Consider the following 21573-nt stretch of genomic DNA (forward strand, 5'->3'; position numbering starts at 1 on the left):
CCCAACATTTATTTTCTAAACTGCTAAATTTTTTCCTCTTGCTAAGTGATAATTTTCTTCTTCTTTTGCATATACTGCTACATCGATGTGGATATTTTCTTCTTCTTTTTCTCCTTTGAAAGTAGCTGTAACACACGGATTTTTTACAGTAATTATCGCTTGCGGAAATTGTTTCTTCATAGCTTTTTCCACCCATTCTTTAGGTTCATATGGATTACTATAATTATCTTTATCTATATAAAATGCAATTCCAAGATCAATATCAAAATCCAAATCTTCATCACAACTTTTTATCCCTGTAAAAACAGAGTAGCTTCCTTGTAAAAAAGCATCGAATTTTTCGACCACTTCTAAGTTGTCCTTTAATCCTTCAATAGCTTCATCTTTATGCTTTTTCAATAGTCTGTTATCTTCCACGTCTAATTTAATATTTTCATGAAATTCCATGAAAGCTTCTTGTAATGTCTTCATAAAACTAACCCCCACTATTTATATATATATTCTTTGTAGTAATACTTTCTTTCTACTGGCTAATCTTTCTATTTTTTGATAACTCTGTTTGATAAGAAAGTCCATTTTTTCGAAGAAATGACCAATTTTATTTTGTTCTTTTTGATTTTCTGAAAATTTGCACTTTATCTTTTTTATAGTTTGTATATTCAATTTTGGTTGTGCTGTACCAGTATTATATTTTGAATAGTCAACATTATCTAATAAAGTATAGTAGTAATAAGTATTACCGTTTTTCGGCTGAAGTATATGTGCATGATTGTTTACCCAAATTTTACCTCGAGTAATGTAAACTAAGGGGGAATTTCTTGATATTATATTAGCGCCATCCTCCCCGATTAAAATATATTCTCCATCAAATATATAGTCATCAACAAAATCAATTATACCCGTTGCCCCATAATATGGATATATTCCTTTTATTCTTTTGGATGCTTCTATAGGTCTCCTATATTTATCAAAAAAGTTAAACTTTCTATCAATTTCGTATTCTTTCCACTTAGGATATTCATTTCCATTTTCATCTTTAAATCGTAATTCTTGAGAGAAAATCTTTTGCATATAACCCTTCTTCTGTTCTTCTAACAATGCTAATTTCTTTTCTTCTAGTTCAATTTGTCGATCTATCTTACTGAAAAACTCTCCAATCTTTTTCTGCTCTCTCAAGGAAGGAGAAAAAAATTGGAATTGTTTCATATCTGCTTGGAAAAGGTGTGGAATTGAACTTCCTGAAACTTTAAGATGTATTAATCTCTGAAACTGATTACTGAGTAATATTTGATAAAAGAAATATGGACTAACTAATTCTTTATCCAGTCTAACTAACATCATTGTAGAATTAATTGTTGCAGGTTTAGGCATCTCTTTAATTATTGCAGGGTTACCTAAGGAACCGTCTTTGGAAAATATAATATCATTTTCTTCAAGTCCAATTTCTAAAGATTCTTTATAACGAAACTCATTAATTTGGTCCGTTGACGACCACATTATATACCCATTTTTTATATGTTTACTTGCTATTAAATGAGCATATCCGTTTTCAACATATTCCTCTTGCTTCAAACCTTTCCATCCTAATCTTCCTTTTATATATGCATAGTCACCTAAGCGTTTTTCTTCCCACTCCCCACTAAACTCTGGAAAGCGTAATTCAGGAACGTTTGGTTTGTGTTCGTTTTTCTTACTCATGTTTATACACTCCCAATTCTTGTAAGTAGCCGTTGATTTCTTCTTCGAGTAGGGCTATTTCTTTATCGATGTCTGCGATGTCTTTTTGGACTTGATCTAAATCTACAGGTTCTTCTTCTTCGAATGTGTCGACGTAACGTGGAATGTTTAGGTTATAGTCATTTTCTTCAATTTCTTCTAGTGTGGCCTTGTGACTAAATTTGTCTATTTCTTCTCTGTTTCTGTATGTGTCGACGATTTTTTCTACGTCTTCGTCTGAAAGATGGTTTTGGTTTTTGCCTTTTTCAAATGATTGAGAAGCGTCGATAAATAATACATCATCATCTGATTTACAACATTTCTTGAATACTAAAATCGCTGTTGGAATACTTGTACCGAAGAATAAGTTAGCTGGCAGACCAATCACCGCATCTAAATAATTTTTCTCTTCAATTAAGTAACGACGAATTGTACCTTCAGCTGCACCACGGAATAACACACCATGCGGTAAGACAACAGCCATTGTACCTTTATCATCTAAGTGATAAATCATATGTTGAATAAACGCAAAGTCTGCTTTAGATTTAGGTGCTAATTTACCATAGCTACTGAAACGTTCATCATCTAAGAACTTTTTATCCGCACTCCATTTAGCACTATATGGTGGATTTGCCACAACCGCTTCAAACTTCTCTTCATTAGCAGCTGGATTTTCTAATGTATCTCCATTTTCAATTTGGAAACGTGTATAGTTCACATCATGTAGTAACATATTCATTCGTGCTAAGTTAAACGTCGTACTATTGAACTCTTGCCCATAATAATTACGCACATTAGCTTCACGTCCAACACGTAATAATAATGAACCTGATCCACATGTTGGATCATATACACTACGTAAGTCAGTCTTACCTGTTGTCACAACCTTAGCTAAAATTTTAGACACTTGTTGTGGCGTATAGAATTCTCCTGCTTTCTTACCCGCAGTCGCCGCAAATTGTCCAATTAAATACTCGTATGCATCACCTAACATGTCAATTTCAATGTCATCATGCATAAATGGTAATTCCGCAATATTTTTTACTACTTTTGCGATTAAATCTGATTTTTCTTTAAATGTTCTACCTAGTCTTGAAGATCTTAAATCCATGTCATCGAATAAGTTAATAAAATCATCATGACTATCTTCACCTTGAGTAGATTTTTCAACTTCTTGAATCGCTTCAGCTAGTTTATCTAATTCAAATTGATTGTTGCGCGCATCTTTCACAAACTTACTGAATAAGAATTCAGGTTTCACAAAGAAACCGATACGATCTGTTAGAGCGTCTATAAGTACTTCACGATATTCATCGTTTTCCCATGCCTCTTCGTATGTAATTTCATCTTCTCTAAGCAAAATATCTACTTGTTCTTCAGTCTTCTCAGACAAGAAACGATAGAAAATTAAACCAAGGATATAGTTTCTGAATTCACTCGCATCCATATTACCGCGTAAGTCATTCGCAATATCCCATAGTTTCTTTTGTAATTCCGCTGTTTGTTGACGTTGTTTTTCAGTCGTTGACATTAATGATTCCCCCTGAGTAATGTTTCTTTTAAATAACAATCCATAAGCTTTTCACGTTTTTGTTTTAAATATTTAAGTCGTCTTCTTTTTTCTGCGATGTCACCTATTACTTTTTGTTTATTGTAAGGTGGTAAAGTGATTTTCATCTGTTGAAGTTGTTTGGCAGTAATTTTCTTAACTAAACTGCCGCCTTGTCTAAATAGATTCAATTGTTTTAATGATTCCGGTGATTCATTAAACCAATAAACAAAATACGCTGGATAAATCTTATTTCTATCTATCTCTATCTGCGTATAGTTATAAGGTAGTAACGCACCTGAATGCTTGTGACTGATTAACACACATTCAGCATTCACCATATTCACTACAATCTGATTTTCATAGACATAGGTCGCATTATTATCTTCCTTTAAATATAAGGTTGTAGGTTGGTGAGGTTCTGTAAAATAGTAACCTAAGTCTTCATTCATCATACTTTGATCATAAACTTCGTGATAGATACCTTCTGTCTTATCAACTGTCTTTAATCGATTTAACAATGAACCACTTCGATAATCCTCTATAAAATTAATGACATCCACCTCACTGTTATGTATTTTTTGATTACTACATCAAATATAGCTCATTTAAGTCATATAGTAAAGCTGAAGTACAAACATTTGTTCTCATTTTACCTTAAAAAGTCCATTCTTTAAAATCATCATAGTTCTTTACAATTCACCTAAGTTTTAACTGATTTTCTTTTTATATGCTATATTTATATTAATAATATTTTCTAATTTGAGTGTGTGAAGTTCTACTTGTTTTTATTACATCATGAAAGGTCGTGTGTATTTGAAAGCTATTTTGTGGATTATCAATATATTGAATTATCTTCTTTTGATTGGTTTGATTAGCATCTCTGTTTTTACTGATCATATTTCTGAATGGGGTCCAAATATTATCACATTATTTCTCACATATACTTTAGCTTTGTTAGCTGCTTCGCTTGTATTAAGTGTTCGTTTTAATAGAGATGATAGAATTAATAACTACTTTTATGCGAGTACTTTTTTAAACTTGTTTAATCTTTTTATTATCTATCCGGCTCTTGCTATCTTTCTCTTTTAATATATTTTTATTACGTGAAAAAGCAGACCTCTTATTTTCAGGTCTGCTTTTGATATCTAGCTTATGCTTGTAAATTTATTGACTGTGTTTTTAATAAATGTCGCGATTTGGTTCACCGTTTTATTTCGTAATAACAAGCTGCCTTTTGTTTCTTTATCTATTTCTGATTTATTGATTTGTCCGCTATATTCGTATTCATTGATGAAGCGCTCTAACAGTTTAGCGGAGAACGCTTTAGCAACTGCGAACGATTTGATTTCTTCTCTTTTCTTACGTTCTTCAAAACGATAGTACATTTCTCTGATATCAGCGTCTACGCTTAATGTTGGGATGACATCATCTAAGAATTCACGAATTAAGTCAGATTTTAATCTTAAGTGTTCATCATCTGCTTTATCGAGTAACTTACGTATTTCATCTGTATCTTCTTGTTGTGCTTTTTTATCTTTCAAATTAATACGTGCAAGTAAGTCCAAAATGTAATCCACATTTATGACATCATTACGCATCAATTCAATTGAGAAATCGATATCTTCTAAAATAGACGCTTTCTCTCCAGCGTTTTCTTCCCTTTGTTGTTTTCGTAGTTGTACTTGTCGATAGATTTCTTTATATTGACCGAGGTAATCCTCATATTCTTGATGATCAATACCGATTTCATCTAATGTAAACTCGAATTCTGGGAATGGTTTAATTTTGACTAATAGGAATGTTAAGTCTCTAAATGCCTTAACAAATTTTTCTTTGTCTTCATCACGTTCTAATTGTTGAATCGTTTCTGCTAGTGGAGCTATATCATAAACTGCAGCTAACGCTTTTTGGAAACGTTGTAATAACACGTGGTAAGGCGGGCTTAACACTACATCTGTATTATCTGTTTTAGAGAATATTTCTATTGCTTTGTCGGTGTTCGCTTTTAAGTTACGATAGCATACGATATTCCCATATGGTTTTGTTTCTTTTTCAACACGGTTTGTTCTTGAGAATGCTTGAATTAAGCCGTGATGATATAAGTTTCTATCAACGTATAGTGTATTTAATAACTTACTGTCAAAACCAGTTAAGAAGATATTAACTACAATTAAGATATCTATCTTTTCGCCTGGAATCACTTTCTTCATACGTTTAGAAACATCTGAGAAATAGCCTGCGTAGTTGTAAGTATCAAAGTTAGTACCGAACTTTTGGTTATAGTCTTTCATGACATATTCTAATTCGTCACGCACATAAACATGATTTTCTTTTTCTTTCGTGTCCTCATTTGGATCAGAACTTGTAAAGATAGATGATACTTTCAGGTTGTGTTCTCCCGCTTCTTCCTTCTCTTTAAAGACACGGAAGTATTCCATTGCTCTTTCAATACTATCTACTGTGAAGATTGATGTGTATTTACCGCCGTATGTTTTCTTTTTATAGTTTTCGATAATATCATCTACTATGATTTCATGACGCTCTTTATAGCCATAATATTCTGGTCTATCAATATCTTTAACTTCTCCATCATTCATATGTTTTTTAAGGTGCGCAACTTTAACATAGTCTACTGAGAAACCAAGTACGTTATTATCTCTAATAGCATCTTTAATTAAGTAATGATGTAAGCAACGACCAAAGATATCAGCTGTACTGCGGCCATCTTGGCTTTTATTGACTTCAAAGCGTGGTGTGCCTGTAAAGCCGAAGTATTGTGCATTTTTAAAGTGTTTCTTCACATCACCATGCATACTTCCAAATTGTGAACGATGACATTCATCGATAATGAAGATGACTTTATCTGTCTCATAACGGTCCATTATTTTATTACCAGAGTTAACAGCTTTAGCCATTTTCTGCATTGTCGTTACAATGAGTTTATTTTCGTCTGAGCCGAGTTGTTTTAATAAGGTTCTCGTATTTTCTGTCGTATCTACAGAACCTTTATCGAATTTATTAAATTCTGATATGGTTTGACTGTCTAAATCTTGACGGTCAACTAGGAAGATCACTTTCTTAATATCATCTTTCTCCGCTAGTAACTGACTGACTTTAAATGATGTCAGTGTTTTACCACTTCCGGTTGTATGCCAAATATAACCATTATTATTTGTTTCAGTTGCTTGGTTTAAAATTTCTTCCACGGCATAAACTTGGTATGGCCGCAAGGCCATCAAGATACCTTCAGTTTGATTGATAACCATATAACGACTAATCATTTTAGCGATTTGACATGGTTCTAAGAAATCATCAATGAAATCTCGTAAGTGTGTAATACGTTCATTCTCTTTATCTGTCCAATAGAACATATGACTCTTCAATAACTGTTTATCACTATTCGCAAGATAGCGTGTTTGTAGCTTGTTACTGATAACTAAAATTTGTATGTACTTAAATAATCCCGTATAGTTATAGCGTTGATAACGCTCAACTTGGTTAAAGGCTTCAGTAATTGCGACACCGCTTCGCTTCAATTCAATTTGAACCAATGGTAAACCGTTAATTAGAATCGTCACATCATAACGACTTTTATGTTTATCCTTAACAGTAACTTGGTTTGTCACTTGAAACTTATTTTGACACCATTTTTCTTTATTGAAAAACTCCAAATAAGCGATAGTACTGTCGTCTCTGACTAATTCATATTTATCTCGTAATTTCATCGCACTATCAAACACAGACTTATCCGAAATATCCACCATTAACCGATCAGTATTACGTTCATTCAGAATCTGGCGAAAGTTATTTTCTAACTGTTCTGTGTTATGAATCTTTACACGTTCATAACCTAAGTTGTTAAGTTGCTGCATTACTTCTTCTAAAGCATGTTCACTCTGGTATGACATAGTCTCCCTCCACTCTATCCAAAACTCATCCATCCTTTATTTACTTCAATCATACTATAAAAACTTCCTATTTTAGAGGACTTTATAGTATGATGTGTACGAATTATTCAATGATATTGTTATTCAACTGAATTGAGTTTAGATTTCTTTTCTTCTGAAGCTTCTTTTTTTACTTTTTCTAACTTTTCTAAAGTTTCCTCCGAAAGCAAGGCATAATAACTTTCTAACACTTCAAACATCTCTTTATAATTTTTATTTATTTCAAATTCATCCCATAAGAAAAAGTATTTTTCAATAATGTCTATAAGAACTAGATTTTGATTTTTAAATTTCAAATTACCTTTCAAAAATTTATATTGCTCTTTCTTGCCAACATCAGAATAATTTAAAATAAATAAGAAAGATGTAATTAAGTCATCGTAATGACTATAAACATTATTTTTTTTGTACATATCTATTAACTTATTAACGGCAGCCTCATCTCTTACATGAAAATATTTTACAAGTTGGCTAACAAATTCATCTTCTTTTAGTGCTACATGTTCAAGATGTGCTACTGGAACCAACTCTTTTATAAGCCTTTCTTTTTCGTATTCATCTTCATACTCGTTCATATTAAAATGAACATTATGCTCTCGTAATTCATTTTCTATTTTCTTAGCGATTGTAATTATACGTTCAATACTAAAATATATTGCAATTGTTGCCAAAAGTATACTTTCAATTGATATTGATTCAGTGGATTTACTAAAGATAATAACCGGAATAATTAGCAGGTAAAATAATAATTTAACTGTTAATTTATGCACTTCTTTTTTTAGGCTTTCACTACCAACCAATATTATTATTGATAATGAAAGTGTTATAGGTATTACTTTTGACACCATTGGCAAGTATATATGACAGATTGTTACAATCGTTAAGATTACTAAAATTAGCAGCGTTATTTTCAAAGGTGTTGGTCTCACTTTAAATCCTGAATTTGTTATCAACAGATAATATAGTCTTTTTAAAATTTTATAATATTTTCCTGTCCCAACTGGCTGAAAAATCAATATAATAGACAACAAAACTAATCCTAATAAAAGAGGGCCCAATACAACTTTATAGACAGCTACAATAACAATTATTAAAGCCAACAAGTTAATATTAAATATCGTGATAAAAAATCTTTTTTGAGTTATCGGTTTTAAAATCAGCATAAGTATTGTCGTTAAAACTGTCATAATAATTACTACTAATATCAGTTTTCCATAAGTATATAACAGTAGGTTTTGGACATCATTTATTAAAGATACAAATTTTACTTCGATTGGTTTTCCAGGGATAAACAACTCATTTTTACCTTGAATAATATTTCCAAAATTTATTCCAAACGCTATAACAAAAAGCACTAAAATGTCAATTATAGGAGAGAGAGGCACTAAAAAAGTACTTAATAAAAACAGCATCAATAAAAACCCTATTAAAAGTATATTTATAGCAGTTAAATCCTGAATATTTTTCTTTTTATTTCCTAAAGATTCCACAAGAATATTTAAACTTCTCAATAAAGTGTCTTTATCTTTCAATTTTTTCTACCTCCATATTCACACTATTTTAAATCCTCTAAACTATATTGAACTATTTGTTTAATATAGAAAGGAGTTTAGCCTTGCTTGAATAGCACTCTAAACTCCTTTTATTTATATTTGATCAATGTTTTCAATAGCTTTAATGTATTGTCCATTTGTATAGACTTTGATGGTGTAGTCATTGTCTTTGTTTTTATCGTAGTACCAAGTGTCGCCACGTTTTTCGTTTGGTACGTTATGGAAGTCGGTGAACTCTCTTGTTGTGACGTTAGAAGGGACAACGAAGACATGATCTGCTTTGTTGTCATTGTCATAACTTACGGCAATATTTCCGTATTTGTTTGCGTCATGACCGTTAATATCTAGACTTTCTTCCGGCTCTCCATATTTGTTTTCAATTGTTTTCTTAGTATCTCCAATATGGAATCCTTTATAACCTGAAGAGTTATCTGCGTTCATAAAATTAGCGCTGAAGTCATCTGAGTTTACTTCAACTTTAACTGTTTTTGTTTCTTGTTTTGATGTTGTTGCTTGTTCTTGTGTTGTATCGTTTTGTGCGGCTTTTTTGTCGTTATCTTCACGGATACTCATAAAGTGAGAGATGGCGAAAATCAACGCAGCAACCAAAACGAGGATAATAAGACTAATCACGATAATCCAACCTTTTGATAATTTCTTTTTAGATGACTGTATACTGTGTGTTTCGTTTGTAGGTTTTGATTGTGCTGCATCACGCCTGTCTTTTCGTGGCACTTTTGCGCCGCAGTTTGTACAGAATAGTTCATCAGGTTCTAATTTCTTTCCACAATTTGTACAGTACTTCAAAATTAAACTCCTTTCTATATTCAGATGACATAGATGCCGTTATTTTGAGTACAAACTATCACCTTTACAGTTTTCACAACTTGATAATGTACTTCAATTATACATCTTGTTATTTGAATTTATAGTACATTTTTTGTCTTTTTTGAAAATTATTTCAATAACTTTAATTGTGTTATAGATATTGAAAAATGAGTGTGCTACTATGACATTAATCACACAAAATATTGTGTATTATTTTTTATATTTAATTAAAAGTTAAGGGGGATTAACATGAAATGTCCAAAATGTGGAGCACCTGTTGAACAAGGCGATCGTTTCTGCGGAGAATGCGGAATCGATTTAACTAAAGTATCAGCTGTTTCCTCACACAATTCTACTGAATTAGAATCATCTCAAGCATTACATAATCACAATGAAAATGAACCAACACACTCTAATCAACAACCTAGTTTCGACAAAGAAAAATTCAATCAACAAGCGAATGAAATCAAACACGAAGGAACGAGTTTCTTTTCACAACTCTTTAAATCACATGACAGTGTGATTGCGGGTACTAAACCTTTCTCACTTAAATTTATCGGCATACTCGCTGCAGTATTCTTAATTTTGACACTGATTGTTTTAGCCATCTTCGTTCCAAGTGAAGTCAACTACATTGGTTATGGTGTTACGAAATCAGGTATTGTCACAAAATCATTCTTCGGTATTCTGTTATTCTTAATTATTTCTTATGGATTACTTGCTGGGGTGACACGTCTGGTAGTTAAAGACAACATCAGTTTTGCAAAGATTCTGTCTGACTTTGTATTCATTAATACTTTCTCATTCATTTTCTTCATTTTAGGATTACTGTTACTAAGAGGCGAAATTTATTCAATCGGGTCATTCTTATTATTACTAGGAATTGTCAGCTTCTATGCATCAGCTGTTTATCTCATCACGAAATACTCTAGTTACCATACATTACGTATTCCAGTGTTCTTCGGTATTATCATCTATATTGTCGTTCAATTTATCGTACTATCAATCTACGGTGAAATGCTTCGAAATACATTTGTAGATATCTTTGGAAGTATGCTTGAAGACCTGTTTAGATTTGGAGGTGGTTTCTAGTGAAGTTCTGTCGTAATTGCGGACACAAACTTAAAGAGGGACAGAAAGTTTGCCCACAATGCGGAACACCCACGAATCAAACACCTAAGCGCTCTAATCAAAACTATCACTCAGAACCACGCCAACCACAATCTAAAAAGATATGGGTGATTATCGGTATTATTGCCGCAATCATTATTATTTTACTGATACTCTTTTTTGTTGGTAAGCAACAAACGAGTGTCACACATCAAGCAGATCAAGTCGCAGATGCGATTAAAGATAAAGACCCAAATAAAGTTAAAAAGTATGTTACGTCAGACGGTAAAAAATTAAGCAAAGATGAAGCCCAAGCATTTCTTGATATCTTAGAAGGCGGTAAACTTTATAAAACCGTAGGTAATGAAGTCAAAGAAAAAGGCGAAAGCATGAAACGTAATCATAAGTATAGCGATACTGTTAAATATGATAGCGAAACAATTATGAACATCGACCAAGATGGAAAGAAATGGCTCTTCTTTGATGATTATAAATTCGATATTCCAAACTACTCTATTGGTATGGATGATATTTCAGATGGTGGCACAATCACATACGAATACGAAGGCAAGAAACATAAAGTAGATAGTAATGGTCATATTGGCTCATTCCCACTTGGTCTTTATGAGTTAAAAGCTACAAAGAAAGTTAATGATAAAGACTATAAAGGACAACTACAAATCTATGCTTCACAGCACTCAAGCCTTGCTCACTCAAACTTTGATCAAATCAAATTTAACGTCGAATTAGATAACTACAGTATTGACGAAGAAGATACAACACTTTACATCAACAACAAGCCACATGACTTCGACTCTTCAACAGAGTATGGCCCATATCCGCCAGATGAGAAAGTTGAAGTATACGCAGTAGCTGATGTAGAAGGTAAGAACTTCACATCAGACAAACAAGTAGTGAAATTCGAAGGAGATTCAGAAAGTCCAGAAACAGTAAAACTTTCTTTCGATGACGATGCCATCGATAAACAAATCGATAAAGCATTAGAAAAAGAAATGAGCAAAGACGACGATGATGATGAAAGCTCAGACGAAAAAGTCACACGAGACAACGTCATCGACGTTGTAGAATCATTCGAAGGCAGCACACTTGATACAGACACATACACATATAAAGAACCAGAAAAGAATGGAGACGACTGGGGATTCTCATACACAGATAAAGACGGAGACCTTGCTGGATCTTACATCATTGAACCAGACAAATACGTCATCAAATATGATGAAGATGGCGAAGAAATCGACTCTGGCTACGGAGATTAATTTTATACAACTATTAAAGCTGCATGACCTTGAAATGAGGTCATGCAGCTTTTCATTACTTCTAAAATAATATATTATATTCTGACTTATACATGTAATATAGGTCACATCAATCGACAACCGTTTATGTCAGTCGAGTTCAGTGATAATAAAACTCACTCAATACTTCTAGCTATTTCCTTCGATAATCTCATTTAACTCATCCACAAATGGTTGCATTTTCAACTCTTTCAAAAGGGCTTCAACTACTGTATCGACCTTATTTTGAGATTCCTTAGATGAACTACCATATATTATAATATTACCTTTAGAAAAACCTGCATTTTGATCATTTTTCAAGCGAAAAATTGAAGTATCTTTATAGTCTTCTAATAGCAGATTTCTCTTCTCCATACCATTTTTTAGAGGCCTTTCCCAAAGAGTAGAGAAGCTTCTAAAGATTGCTACTGTACTTTTGTCATGCATCAATTTTTCTATCACCAAATCCGATATATAACTATTGCTAATAAGAACACTTAAATCTTTTTTATTCTCTCCACCCTTTATTTTTATATCCCCACTTCCATTTGAACGATAAGGAAATACCTCGACATTACAAATTAACATACTCTCAACTGCCCGATTAAATGCATGTTCAACATCATAATTCAAACTCTTTTCATTGACGATAACTTTAGATCTTTCCATTTTTTCAAACAAGTTATAATAATAGCCTATAGCGTTTTGTATAGCACTTTTATACTTACCTTCTTCCGAAAAAGCTTTGGAATAATAAGCAAAAAGATAATATGCAACTTTCTCTATCATCTTTTTATCGTAAACAATCTCTCCATTATTATTTGTACTAAAGAACGCACTAGAGTCTTGTTTAAAAATTTTGTATAACTTTTTTAACTCTTGTGACATGATGTTTTCATTTGAAATCACATGCTCTAAATAGAAGTTAGGATTTTCACTATATTCTTTAGATTCAAAGTGAACATTATTTACTCCTGTATTATTTTCTTCTGCTTGTTCTGCTTTAACGTATTCCGTAATATTTTCACATTGATTCCCAGCTTTTGTACTAATTTGTGTACCAGGATTAAGCAAACCGATTACAAACTTAGCTTTTTCGATATCTCCTATAATTTGATTAGGAATGCCCCAACGCACAGCATTACATCCATTTTCCTTTATATAAGGTGCATCTTCCGGGTGTACCCAACTGAAGTGATCACTATTTCCATTAGACTGATATAACTCAATATATTTTCTTGCTTTTTCTCTAATATCATAGTCTTCATGATTACTCCAAAAGTCTTTTAATCTCTCAATAGATTGTCTTAAATTATCTTGTTCATTGTTTGTCATTAAAATCTCCCCTTCTTTGTGTATCAGCATTATTAAAGATATAAATAAATTTCGTTCAATTCATTTCATTATGGCAAATAATGAGGACAAGAGATGTCCATTAAACAATCTTTTTTAAGAATTTGTTAAGGAATGATTTTGTGTGTTATCAAACACTTATTGATTATTTCACAAGGCAGTCTCACGCTTGTCTGAAGTAAGTATGACAGCTGTATAAAATACTTTATGTTATTCGCATTAAAAAAGAACCGCTAACCTGTATAGATTAGCAGTTCTTGTGTCATATTATTTTATTGTTTCTCCATTTTTCCTTTCGGTATTGTCACGAAGGATGCGACGAATGCGCTAAGCATTACGGCTGCACCTACAACGAAGGCAATACCTGCTGAGAATTCTGGTGTATGGTTTGGTGCGAGTGATGAGTAGACTGTTGTCAGGATTGCGATACCAAATGCGGCACCGAGTGTTGATGACATTTTGATGATACCTGAGGCAACCCCTACTTTTTCAGCTGGAACACTTGTTAAAGCTGTATCAAGAACTGGTGTCGCGAAGAAACCAAGTCCAAGTCCGATGAATAAGAATCCGATGACTGATACGATGATATAAACTACGTCTGGTAAGAACACTGTTGAGATAAGCAGTATACCTACTGCGATAGAAATCGGTCCTGCAAGCATTGGGAATCTTGGTCCTTTACGTTGTAAGTAACGTTCACCAATACGAATCATAGATAAGCTTCCGATTAAGTAAGTGATTGTAACGAAACCTGCTTTTAATCCTGAGAAACCTAATCCTGCTTGTGCATAGATATTAAATAATGCGAGTGATCCGATAACTGTGTTTAACAAGAAGTTCGCTGAGACTGTACCGATATATGTTTTATTAGAGAATACACTGAAGTCGATAAACGGTTGATGTTTTTGTCTTTCATAGAAGTAGAAGACAAAGACTGAAATTACGAAAATCGCATCGAGTGTTAATGTAATCGGGTTCAACCAACCTAATCTTGTTCCTTGTGTTGTAACTACGTTGATACTTAACATCATAATTAAGAATATCGTAATCCCTACAACGTCGAACTTCATATTTTTAGCGCCAAGCTCTTTTGATTCTGGAACGCCTCTAAATAAGTAGAGTGCGACGAATGATAGGATGATTGATAATACGAAAATCCATTTCCATCCAAAGAATGTTGCGACAAGTCCTGCGAAGAATGACGCGATACCTGTTCCGCCATATGATCCGAATGACCAGAAACTTAACGCTTTTTGACGTTCTTCATCATGGTAGAACTGATTAATAATCGCAATTGTTGCCGGCATTAAACATGCGGCTGATAAACCTTGTAAGACACGGCCGATAATCAACAGTGCAGGAATACTTGAGATAATGACGGAAATAGATCCGACAATACTCAAGATAATTCCGACACGCGTCATTTTCACACGACCTAGCTTATCCGCTAAGCCACCTGCTACAACAATGAAGATACCTGTGAACAGTGAAGTTAAACTTACTGCGATATTCACGACAGTCATATCAATGTTGTAATCTTTTTGAACATGCGGTGCGATGTTCAAGAAGGATTGCGCGAATAACCAATACGTGAGGATGGATAAGATAATCGCAACGATGAGCTGTGTACCTGGTTTAAATGCTTGATGTTGTTTCTTATTTTGTGCCATTACTTTTTCCTCCTCATTTAGTGATTTTTAATAATACTTTGACCTGCAATACGACCATAAGTGAAGATGTCCGCAAGTGCGTTACCGCCTAAACGGTTACCTGCGTGGATACCGCCCGCAACTTCACCTGCTGCGTATAAACCTTTGATTGGGTTGTTATCGATATCAATGACTTGTGCAGTTGTATCGATTTTCAGACCGCCCATTGTATGGTGAACTGCTGGTTTACGTGGTGTAGCGTAGAACGGTGCACGTTCAATCTTAAGATCGAATGCGTTCTTACTGAAGTCATCATCATGACCTTTATCCACGAAGTCGTTATAACGTTCAATTGTTTTCACAAAGTGATCTGGGTCCATATTTAATTGTCTTGCTAAATCTTCAAGCGTATCTGCTTTATAAAGTACTTTCTCTTCAATTTCTTTATCAATTTTTTCTTGAGATGTGTTCATCGCAAGTTCTTTAATATTTTCATCCGCAATGATGTAGAACAAGCCATCTTTTTGGTCTAATGCCGCTTTAGATAAGACATCACGGCTTTCAAATTCATTGACGAAACGGTCACCGTCTTTGTTGACGAAGACGAAGTTAGATGGTGTCACAATTAAGCCTGTGAATAATGCACCTGTTTTAGGGTCAGAAATCGGCATCATTTGTGAGAAGCCCATACCGACTAAGTCAGCACCTACTTGCACACCTAACTTAATACCGTCACCTGTGATTGCTGGTGAGTTTGTTGTTTTAATATCATCAGGAATGTTATCCCAATATGTGTTATATTGTTGAATCATTTGTGTATTCGCACCGAATCCGCCTGCGGCGATAACCACACCATAACGTGTATGGATTCTAACTTTCGCGCCATTATGTTTCGTTGCTTCTACACCGACAATTTTACCGTCTTCTTTAATCAGACGATCCGCTGTTGTTTCAGTCATGATTTGACCATGGTTCTTACGTACATAGTCACTTAATGATTCGATGAACTCTAAACCTTGAGCTTTCATAGGTTTATGTCCACGTCTCCATAAAGCGCCTACAGGCATATCTACAATGGTTCTATCGAAGTGTACACCTTTTTCAGTTAACCATTTCACAGATTCTAAGACATTGTCTGTTAATGTCTTAACTAAGTCATATTGACCTGTGATGACTTTACCGTTTCTATCCGCACGACGTCCGCCAAGGTACGTTTGGATACGATGTAATTCAATAGAGTCGAACAAGTAATCTTGTCCTTCTTTTTGTGTTTCTAAATATTCTTTAATTTGTTGTTTCAATGTACGGAAGTCTTCAAGGTATTCTTCTTCAATATCATTTTCATCATGGTTCATTAACGCTTCTAGAGTTTCTTGTTCACCATGTAATGATGGGAATGTATTTTGCCATGAAGGTTCAGGTGCGTTCACTTGGCCACCTGTACGGATTGTGTTACCGCCAATAGCTGCGAATTTCTCAAGCATAATCACTTCTTTGCCTTGTTCTAAGACTGAAGCTGCTGCACTTAAACCAGCACCACCTGTACCGATGACTACAACATCTGTTGTTTCTTCGATAGTTTCGTCTGACCATTCTACAACTGGTTTTGGACGCGCACGTAAGATGTCTGGGTTTTCGCCTGCTTGTTTAATCGCTTCTGCCACACCTTCAATAACCGCTTCACACGTCACTGTCGCACCAGAAATCACATCTACGTTCAACGTTTGACCATTAATGATTTCATTTGGTAAACGTTCAAACGCTGGGTTCGCGATACCTTCTGATTCATTACTGTCATCTACTTCAATAGACACGATTTCATCTTCAGAGAACACAACTTTCATTGGTAAGTTCGCATTGTGTCCTTGTGCGAAGACTTCATACGTACCTGGGTTATATTTAACCTTTTTATTTTGTAACGCTTTTAAGCGTTCATATTTACGTTGTTCTTCTTCTTTATCGACAATCATGAAGTCCATCACTTTCCATAATGGAGATGGAATGTGTAATAAACGTTGATCATGAATATCTACGAAATCTTCAACTTTTTCATTCTTTTCAATCTTTTCAGCCCAATGCGGTTCAACTAAATAAGCTTTACCTACGCTGACTAAGTCATAACCAAGTTCTAATGCTTCTTCAGCATCTTCACGTTGACCAATACTACCTACACCCATAATTGGAATGTCAGCTAACGTATCGCTTTGAAGTTTTAAATATTTTGAAATTAATGGTTCTTTATCCGCTGTATCTACAATAGATGTACGTTTATAACTATTCGCAGAAATATGGAAGTAATCTGGATGTGCTTCTGCTAAAGTATTTAAAAGATACATTGTATCGTCAAAACGGATACCTGGTTCTTCTAATTCTTCTGGTGAGAAACGATAACCAATAATGAAGTTTTCAGCACCATTATCTTTTGCTGCTTTTTGTACTTCTTTCAAGACAGCCATTGGGAAATTCGTACGTTTTTGTCTGCTTCCGCCCCACTCATCTGTTCTACGGTTACTGTGAGGTGAGAAGAATTGTTGTAAGAGGTAAGTGTTCGCACCATGAATTTCAACACCATCATAGCCCGCTTCAATTGCTCTTCTTGTCGCTTCACCAAATTGGTGAATCATATCTTCAACTTGCAGCGGTGTCATTTCACGCGGTACTGCCGCATTAGGACGAAGCGCCGCAACCGGACTTGCTGAAATTGGAGTCGCACCACCATTTAATTTAGGGTCAGCCATTCTCCCTGCATGATATAACTGTAAAATTGCTTTAGATCCATTTTCATGAATCGCATCTGCTAAACGTTTTAAACCTGGAATCTTTTCATCTGTATCTATACCGATAGCACCTGGGAAGCCACGGCCATTGTCCATTACGAAACAACTTTCTACAATAATCGCACCCACTTTACCAGAGCGGTGTTTATAGTAATCAATCATTTCTGCCGTTACTGATCCATCAAAGTAAGCTGATTGGATGGTCATAGGTGCCATTGTAATCCTATTATCTAATTCAGCTCCTGAAGCTAATTTAACCTTTTCAAATAATGACTTTGTCATACCCTCTTCTCCTTTGTGAATATTTTCACATGATACCGCAAAATTTTTTCTCATACCTAGCATATGAGAAGTTAAAGCGTATCAAGTGATTCATTTTTTATATTTACCTTTGATTCACTGAAAGTATAACATAGAAAGAAACTTTGTGAAATAGTTAACAAAGAGGTATTTAAATAAGTTTTACATAGCTTTCACATTTTTAAAATTTCCACCTATATTTATTTGCATATTCCTTACTAAAATAAGTATATAGAAATAATAGATAACGCTCCTATCTCTTGATATAACAACACTCCTCTATCGCTACATATTAAATCAAGCAATAGAGGAGCATTACTAAATATTCAATCTATATTACTTTCATATTTGCTGTAATAACAAAGTAAGTTTAATCTACATTATTTGCGACAACATCATAATTTTCGAGTTTACTGATTCTTTCTTTGTCGCCTACAATAACAAATGCTTTCTTCGCACGTGTTACTGCTACATTAATTAAATTAGGTTTTTGACATGACCATTGAATTGCGCCGTTTTGTGTTTCGTCCGTCCCTGTCACAAAATATACCTTATCCGCTTCTTTTCCTTGGAACGTATGCACCGTACCGATAGATTTATTAGCCCAACTTCTCGCTTCTTTCCAAGTCATATCAAAGCTATCTTTCAAACGGTTACTTACTGCTTTTTGGATTTCACTTTTTACTTTAGTAAAGGGCGAAATCACAAACACACTTGGAGTTTCTTCTCCACTTGCTTTTGCATGTTTCCAATCTTCAAGTAAATGTTTAACAACCGCTTCACCTTGTTCTTTAACATATTGTTTTGGACCCGCCTTACCTTTAACATCCAACCATGCAGCTTGTCCTGGTTTCTTCTTAATATAAGGTGGCAGTACCATCTTTTCTTCATAAGCGATAATATTACTGATATCAAACATTGGATTTAAACATCTTCTGTGTACCCATAAAGGAATACCAATCCATTCTTTTTCATCAGCATCTGTACCTTTCCAATAACCATAGGCATTCGCGTTATCTGCTAGACTTTGAACAGAAGCTTCTACACTTACGAGTCGTTCTGGCACATTATAAGCTTTACGTACAGAATTAATAAGATACGGATCTAGCGTAACCACAGGTTCAATTTGTATCGGATCTCCTACCGCAACAACATTTCGAGAACGCTGTAATGCACCGACTGCTGCCTGTGGCACAGCTTGTCCTGCTTCATCGATATATAAATAATCAATAAAGTCTTTAGACATATCACGATACATATTTCTAAAACTCGCAAACGTTGTACTCACTACTGGATAAACTAAATGTAATATATTCCAAGCATTCTCTACTTTTTCATACTTATCTTTAATATATTCATGACGTTTCACAAAGTCCCATAGCCCTGACTGTACAGATTTATAGTTCAAGATTAACAATATTTTATGCAGTACCATTGCTTGTATAAACAAGAGACCTCTGTAAAATTGGAGTTCATCTGATGTATTCAATACTTTTTCTTGTCTCTCATCATAATTAGCTTTTGTCCAGAATGCATCATCCGAAAATTGAACGTTATCATATTGTGTTTTGAATTCGTTCAATTTCTGTAAGTCAGCTTTTAATTTTTCTATCGTTTTCTCATCTTCCTTAAGACGACCTTCTGCATCACGTTTATGTTTTTCGAACTCTGTTTCTTTTTCTTTAATATCTTTACGCTTTGCTTTAAGCTGATCTCTCTCCTCCATCAATTTCGCTGCTCTTTCACTTAAATCACGGTTAGAAGAGGTTTGATTGTCGCCATTGAACAATTGTGCCACTTTACCAAAAAGCCCTTTGTTTTTCTCTTGGTCCATCGTATGATTTAGCAATTTAATTTCATCCGAACTTTCTTCTAATTCTTTATCAACTTCCACTTTTAAAGTTTTTAATCGACTAAGTTCTTCATTTAACTTTTCAACAATTTTAGTGTTTTGAACACTTTCTTTCTCTAATTGACGAACTTTGGATTCAGCATTTTGGTATTGCACATTTAACTGAACTCCTTTTTCAATTTCTTTTTTTAGCTCAGTAATTTTATCTAGTGTTTGTTTAAATGCTTTTTTAGCTTCTTTCCAATCTTTATAGTCAGTGCTTTCATTTTGTACACTCAAATAACTTGTTAAACTCTCTGCTTTACTGACGACCGCATACTTATTCGCAAGATCGATATTTTTCTTTTTGCCAAGCGCCACTGAGAACATTCCCCAAGCAGGTTCCTCGATGATTTTTCCAGCAATATCCGCAAATCCTGCTAGTTTCTCAGCTTCTTCTTGATAAGTACGTTCATATTCCGGAAATTTAGAATCGCCATCTGTACGAATTACCTCATCTATTTTCGGTAAATCTTTGGTAATATTTTCTACTGCACCATTGTTACTTGAAGCCACAACCATTTTAAACCGAGCAATATTTTCATTAAGAAAGTGCGTCACAAAGCTGTCTGTTTCATGTATCTTTCGCTTATCAAATGCTTTATAGGGACTTGAAAGCTTTACCATCTCTTTCGCTCTTTCCACAATATTATGTGCAAAAATATCTTTAAGTAAAGTTGTTTTCCCAGTTCCTGGTGGTCCATTCACTGAATTCACTTTACTAGTACCACCTGTGATACGATTCACCGCAACTTGTTGCATCAATGAAAGGCGGTGTTCTACTAGAGAAGGCCATCTACCGTCAGGATAATATTTAGGCTGTAGTATTTCTTCAATCAACGCTCTATTTTCATCTATTTCAGTCTTCTCTGTATCAGCAACGCCTTCTATGTACTGTGTTAATGTTGCGTTTGGAGAATCTTTAGCTGCTTCAATATCGCTTAAGAAAAAGCTGTTGAATTCATCCATTTCTTCTTCTGGCGTAACATATCTGATTGCGACTGCATGTTTAAAAAATCTAGAGTACTGCGTTTCATAGCGTTCAAAATACTTCGTATATAATTTATCCATTTTATTCAAACGTGCTTCTGTTAACGAATTATCACCTAAAATACCTTCACATTCTAATCTAAAACGTTCCATATTATGTTCATATTCTGATTCTATATCAGCATTTTGATTCTTTTTAATACCCTTCATTGCGCTCATGAGCATTGGAACATAAATAGTGTCTGTTAAGACATTGCCTTGTGTATCAACCATGAAAGTGTAGCCATAACAATCCTTTTGGCTTTCGTTATAAACCTCTTCCTCTTTAAACATTTGGCGCAATGTTTTCTCAATTTCCGCGAACTTAAAACAATGACGATACATTTGATATTGTAATTGCCCTTGTTTAGCAGCGTACTGTTTTAATTTATACTCATCTTCTTTCCATATAGGCTTAAATACTTCAAAGTTATGCATCACTTTTTGTTTATACTGTGCTTCAAAAAGTTTCTTATCTAAATAATCATCAATACCCTCAACTTCACCTGGCTGCAATGTTTCAATGAGCGCCCAAGCTGATAAGGTATTTTGTACTAAATGACTCAATCC

General features: G+C 34.1%; 13 protein-coding genes. 2 read left to right on the forward strand and 11 right to left on the reverse strand.

Going from position 1 to position 21573, the window contains the following annotated elements:
- Nucleotides 1-15: 15 nt before the first annotated feature.
- The 7 genes from BU038_RS12455 to BU038_RS02030 form a co-directional block, all read right to left on the reverse strand.
- Nucleotides 16-471, reverse strand: coding sequence for a cyclic GMP-AMP synthase DncV-like nucleotidyltransferase (locus tag BU038_RS12455; RefSeq protein WP_199219677.1), 456 nt, complete (start codon nt 469-471; stop codon nt 16-18).
- Nucleotides 472-489: 18 nt separating this feature from the next.
- Nucleotides 490-1698 carry a restriction endonuclease subunit S gene (locus BU038_RS02005; RefSeq protein WP_107604573.1) on the reverse strand — a complete coding sequence of 403 codons (1209 nt, stop codon included), beginning with the start codon at nt 1696-1698 and terminating at the stop codon, nt 490-492.
- The gene (locus BU038_RS02010; RefSeq protein ID WP_107604574.1) at nt 1691-3247 is read right to left on the reverse strand and encodes a type I restriction-modification system subunit M; all 1557 of its coding nucleotides are present in this window, start codon (nt 3245-3247) and stop codon (nt 1691-1693) included. Before BU038_RS02010 ends, BU038_RS02005 begins: the two co-directional genes overlap by 8 nt.
- Nucleotides 3247-3786, reverse strand: a complete 540-nt coding sequence (locus tag BU038_RS02015; RefSeq protein ID WP_241963134.1) for a restriction endonuclease subunit S — start codon at nt 3784-3786, stop codon at nt 3247-3249. The genes BU038_RS02010 and BU038_RS02015 overlap by 1 nt, the downstream gene beginning before the upstream one ends.
- 627 nt (nt 3787-4413) lie before the next feature.
- Nucleotides 4414-7176 (reverse strand): type I restriction endonuclease subunit R, encoded by a 2763-nt coding sequence (locus BU038_RS02020; protein WP_107604576.1) that lies wholly within the window; start codon nt 7174-7176, stop codon nt 4414-4416.
- A gap of 119 nt (nt 7177-7295) precedes the next feature.
- Nucleotides 7296-8747 carry a hypothetical protein gene (locus tag BU038_RS02025; RefSeq protein WP_107604577.1) on the reverse strand — a complete coding sequence of 484 codons (1452 nt, stop codon included), beginning with the start codon at nt 8745-8747 and terminating at the stop codon, nt 7296-7298.
- Nucleotides 8748-8861: 114 nt separating this feature from the next.
- Nucleotides 8862-9575: a zinc ribbon domain-containing protein gene (locus BU038_RS02030; protein WP_107604578.1), complete on the reverse strand. Its 714-nt coding sequence runs from the start codon at nt 9573-9575 to the stop codon at nt 8862-8864.
- 270 nt (nt 9576-9845) lie between these two features.
- Between BU038_RS02030 and BU038_RS02035 the strand changes: the two genes are divergently transcribed.
- Together BU038_RS02035 and BU038_RS02040 are read left to right on the forward strand one after the other, a co-directional pair.
- Nucleotides 9846-10688: a zinc ribbon domain-containing protein gene (locus BU038_RS02035; protein WP_105966706.1), complete on the forward strand. Its 843-nt coding sequence runs from the start codon at nt 9846-9848 to the stop codon at nt 10686-10688.
- Nucleotides 10688-11986 carry a TcaA second domain-containing protein gene (locus tag BU038_RS02040; RefSeq protein WP_107604579.1) on the forward strand — a complete coding sequence of 433 codons (1299 nt, stop codon included), beginning with the start codon at nt 10688-10690 and terminating at the stop codon, nt 11984-11986. The genes BU038_RS02035 and BU038_RS02040 overlap by 1 nt, the downstream gene beginning before the upstream one ends.
- Nucleotides 11987-12154: 168 nt before the next feature.
- Here BU038_RS02040 and BU038_RS02045 read toward each other — a convergent pair whose 3' ends face one another.
- From BU038_RS02045 to BU038_RS02060, 4 genes are all read right to left on the reverse strand, one after another.
- Nucleotides 12155-13339 (reverse strand): hypothetical protein, encoded by a 1185-nt coding sequence (locus tag BU038_RS02045; protein WP_107604580.1) that lies wholly within the window; start codon nt 13337-13339, stop codon nt 12155-12157.
- A 290-nt stretch (nt 13340-13629) separates the two neighbouring features.
- Entirely contained in the window at nt 13630-15027 is a 1398-nt protein-coding gene (locus BU038_RS02050; RefSeq protein WP_107604581.1) for an MFS transporter, read from the reverse strand.
- 17 nt (nt 15028-15044) lie between these two features.
- Nucleotides 15045-18065 (reverse strand): NADH-dependent flavin oxidoreductase, encoded by a 3021-nt coding sequence (locus BU038_RS02055; protein ID WP_107604582.1) that lies wholly within the window; start codon nt 18063-18065, stop codon nt 15045-15047.
- 388 nt (nt 18066-18453) lie between these two features.
- Complete coding sequence (locus BU038_RS02060) at nt 18454-21570, reverse strand: DEAD/DEAH box helicase (RefSeq protein ID WP_107604583.1); 3117 nt, start codon at nt 21568-21570, stop codon at nt 18454-18456.
- Nucleotides 21571-21573: the final 3 nt, after the last annotated feature.

The organism is Staphylococcus simulans (genome assembly GCF_003043455.1).
GTDB classification, from domain to species: domain Bacteria; phylum Bacillota; class Bacilli; order Staphylococcales; family Staphylococcaceae; genus Staphylococcus; species Staphylococcus simulans_A.

What these genes read in the sequence shown, in the direction of transcription:
- BU038_RS12455 (WP_199219677.1), bottom strand. Translation starts at nt 471, where the DNA reads ATGAAGACATTACAAGAAGCTTTCATGGAATTTCATGAAAATATTAAA.
- BU038_RS02005 (WP_107604573.1), bottom strand. Translation starts at nt 1,698, where the DNA reads ATGAGTAAGAAAAACGAACACAAACCAAACGTTCCTGAATTACGCTTT.
- BU038_RS02010 (WP_107604574.1), bottom strand. Translation starts at nt 3,247, where the DNA reads ATGTCAACGACTGAAAAACAACGTCAACAAACAGCGGAATTACAAAAG.
- BU038_RS02020 (WP_107604576.1), bottom strand. Translation starts at nt 7,176, where the DNA reads ATGTCATACCAGAGTGAACATGCTTTAGAAGAAGTAATGCAGCAACTT.
- BU038_RS02035 (WP_105966706.1), top strand. Translation starts at nt 9,846, where the DNA reads ATGAAATGTCCAAAATGTGGAGCACCTGTTGAACAAGGCGATCGTTTC.
- BU038_RS02045 (WP_107604580.1), bottom strand. Translation starts at nt 13,339, where the DNA reads ATGACAAACAATGAACAAGATAATTTAAGACAATCTATTGAGAGATTA.
- BU038_RS02050 (WP_107604581.1), bottom strand. Translation starts at nt 15,027, where the DNA reads ATGGCACAAAATAAGAAACAACATCAAGCATTTAAACCAGGTACACAG.
- BU038_RS02055 (WP_107604582.1), bottom strand. Translation starts at nt 18,065, where the DNA reads ATGACAAAGTCATTATTTGAAAAGGTTAAATTAGCTTCAGGAGCTGAA.